Below are 2,366 nucleotides of genomic sequence, written 5' to 3'. Positions count from 1 at the left end.
ATACGACGTGGTCGCGTGCGCGGTGAAGGCGAACACGCGAGCGGGGGTGACGGCTTCCCAGGCAGCGGTCAGGTTTTCGTGGACCGTGACAGTCGCCAGGTCGTGGTAGTCCAAGCCTGCGCGCTTGAGCTTCGGCTCCGACAAGTCGAACCCGAGAGGGCCGACCAGGTGGAGTTCGCAACCGGTGCCTGCGACCATGCGGATCGCGTTTCCGGTGTTGGGTGGGATGCGGGGCTCGTGGAACATCACTCGGAACACTCGAGGAACTGTACCGGGCGACGTATCGGTGCCCACGTCCGTGAGAAGACCCGGTCGGGAAGTGTGGGCGAATTGGTAACAAACCGGCCAGTCCGTGCGAATCTATTTCCGGCACTCTTCGCAGAACGGACATTTTGATGAACCCTCCCGCCGGTTGGAACCCCGACCCCTTCGACCCCACGATCGACCGTTACTGGGACGGTCAGCAGTGGACCGCGCAGACACGGCCCAAGGGCGTCGACGCACCCACTCAGGCTTTCGGCACTCCCACGCAGGTCTTCGGCGCACCCGGATCGGCGGTGCCGGACACTAGCGCCGAGGAAGGCAAGACGCGGCGTAAGTGGCCGTGGATCGCCGGCGCGGCAGTCGTGGGGCTGGTTGCCATCGCCGCGGCGACGGGAGCGGGCAAGTCGGAAGAATCGACGACGCCTGCTGCGACCTCTTCGACGACAGCTGCAGCGACGACAACCAAAAGCACGGTCCCGTCGACGACGAAGACCACGACTTCGTCCCTCTTGCCGACGACGACAACGATCGTGCCGCCACCGACGACAACCACCGTGGCAATCGTGCCGCTGGTTCCGCAGGTCCCGGAGACCACGACTACGCCGTATGTTCCGCCCGCTCCTGCGTACACACCGCCGAAGACAACAGAACCGGCGTACGTTCCGCCGCCGGCCAAGGTGCCCGACGCGGGGGTGTATTACGCCAACTGTGCAGCCGTGCGAGCGGCCGGTGCTGCCCCGATCTACCGCGGCGATCCCGGCTATTCGTCCAAGCTTGATCGTGACGGTGACGGCGTGGCCTGCGAGACCTAGGCGATCGAACCGGTGTCGGTGCGGCGGGGCAGTATGGACGGCATGCTCCCCGAAGAATCCGACGATGTCGTCGGCGAAGACTATTCAGACGCGCGGCTGGCCGGGCAGAAGTGGCGTCAGCGCACTTTCACCAACTGCAATTTCCGAGACGCCGACCTCACCGGACTCACGACGGAGTCGGTGGTGTTCACGGATTGTGATTTCACCGGCACCGATCTGGGGGAGTCCGTGCACACGGGAACTGCGTTCCGCTCGTGCAATTTTGCCCGGACTAGCCTGTGGCACAGCACGTTCCGAAACTGCAGTCTGCTCGGGTCGGCGTTCGACGGTTGCCGCATCCGGCCGTTGACGCTCGACGAAGTCGACTTCTCGTTGACCTCACTCGGCGGGGCGGACCTGAGAAAGATCGACTTCACCTCATGCCGCTTCCGTGAAGCGAACCTGGTTCGGGCCGACATGCGGGGCGCGGTGCTGGCGTCGGCGGATCTGTCCGGTGCTCGTACGGGTGGACTCAAACTCGAAGGTGCAGACCTGCGCGGTGCACGGATCGATCCGAGCCTGTGGACGTCCGCGTCCGTCGGAAACGCGCAGATCGAGTTGATGCAGGCGGTGGCGTACGCGTCGGCGCACGGTCTTGTCGTCGACATGAAGTAGCAGCGCCTAGCTCTCCAAGCGCTCCTCGAGGCGCACCGTCACCAGCTCGCCGGTCTCCTTGCCGATGGCTTTGCGAAGATCGGCTTTGACCGGCAGCTTGTGGTTACCGTCTCCCAACGCCATGAACGAACTCTGGAACGGATGTCCGTCGATCGTCCCGCGTACCTTGACCAGGCCGCGGGTGCCGAAGAACTCGGCGGACTCCGGCCAGATCACATAAGTCCACCCGCCCTTGGCGTCGCTCTTCTGCAGGGTGGCCGTGAATTCCTTGTCCAGCAACATGATGTCGGTCCTTTCGAACTCGTCCCAGTCGATCAGCGGATGAATTCCCGTGCGAGCAGATCCATCAGCAGTCCGTCCTTCCACACACCATGGCGATCTCGCGAATACTCGCGCATCACCCCGACGTCTTTGAACCCCACCGATCGGTAGCACGCGATGGCGACGGAGTTGTCGACCTCCGGGTCGATGACCAGACGGTGGAATGCGAGGTCGTCGATCAGGTGGGCACACAGCACGCGAATCGATTCGCGACCGAACCCTCGGCCGTGGAAGTCAGGATCGAGGAACAAGTCGAGCCCGGCGTGGCGGAAGTCGGGGTTGTCCTCCGCCTCATACCACTGGATGAAGCCGATC

Annotated in this window: 5 protein-coding genes; 2 read left to right on the top strand and 3 right to left on the bottom strand. The window is 63.9% G+C overall.

Annotation, left to right across the window (positions count from 1 at the left end; translation table 11 throughout):
• Window positions 1–258: tRNA (cytidine(34)-2'-O)-methyltransferase (locus A2J01_RS05740; RefSeq protein WP_331715293.1), on the bottom strand; the 258-nt coding region annotated here is incomplete at its 3' end.
• A gap of 137 nt (window positions 259–395) precedes the next feature.
• On the opposite strand from A2J01_RS05740, the gene A2J01_RS05735 reads away from it, so the two are divergent.
• The gene (locus A2J01_RS05735; protein ID WP_007727407.1) at window positions 396–1,076 is read left to right on the top strand and encodes an excalibur calcium-binding domain-containing protein; all 681 of its coding nucleotides are present in this window, start codon (window positions 396–398) and stop codon (window positions 1,074–1,076) included.
• A gap of 33 nt (window positions 1,077–1,109) precedes the next feature.
• Window positions 1,110–1,730: a pentapeptide repeat-containing protein gene (locus A2J01_RS05730; RefSeq protein WP_007727404.1), complete on the top strand. Its 621-nt coding sequence runs from the start codon at window positions 1,110–1,112 to the stop codon at window positions 1,728–1,730.
• A gap of 6 nt (window positions 1,731–1,736) precedes the next feature.
• Here the strand turns inward: A2J01_RS05730 and A2J01_RS05725 are convergent, their stop codons facing one another.
• Window positions 1,737–2,012 carry a DUF1905 domain-containing protein gene (locus tag A2J01_RS05725; RefSeq protein WP_007727403.1) on the bottom strand — a complete coding sequence of 92 codons (276 nt, stop codon included), beginning with the start codon at window positions 2,010–2,012 and terminating at the stop codon, window positions 1,737–1,739.
• Between the two features lie 32 nt (window positions 2,013–2,044).
• On the bottom strand, window positions 2,045–2,366 hold a 322-nt coding region (locus tag A2J01_RS05720), incomplete at its 5' end, for a GNAT family N-acetyltransferase (protein WP_064112291.1).

This window comes from Rhodococcus sp. EPR-134, from assembly GCF_001647205.1.
Taxonomy (GTDB): domain Bacteria; phylum Actinomycetota; class Actinomycetes; order Mycobacteriales; family Mycobacteriaceae; genus Rhodococcus_F; species Rhodococcus_F qingshengii.
This window is presented reverse-complemented; position numbering and strand designations above follow the sequence as displayed.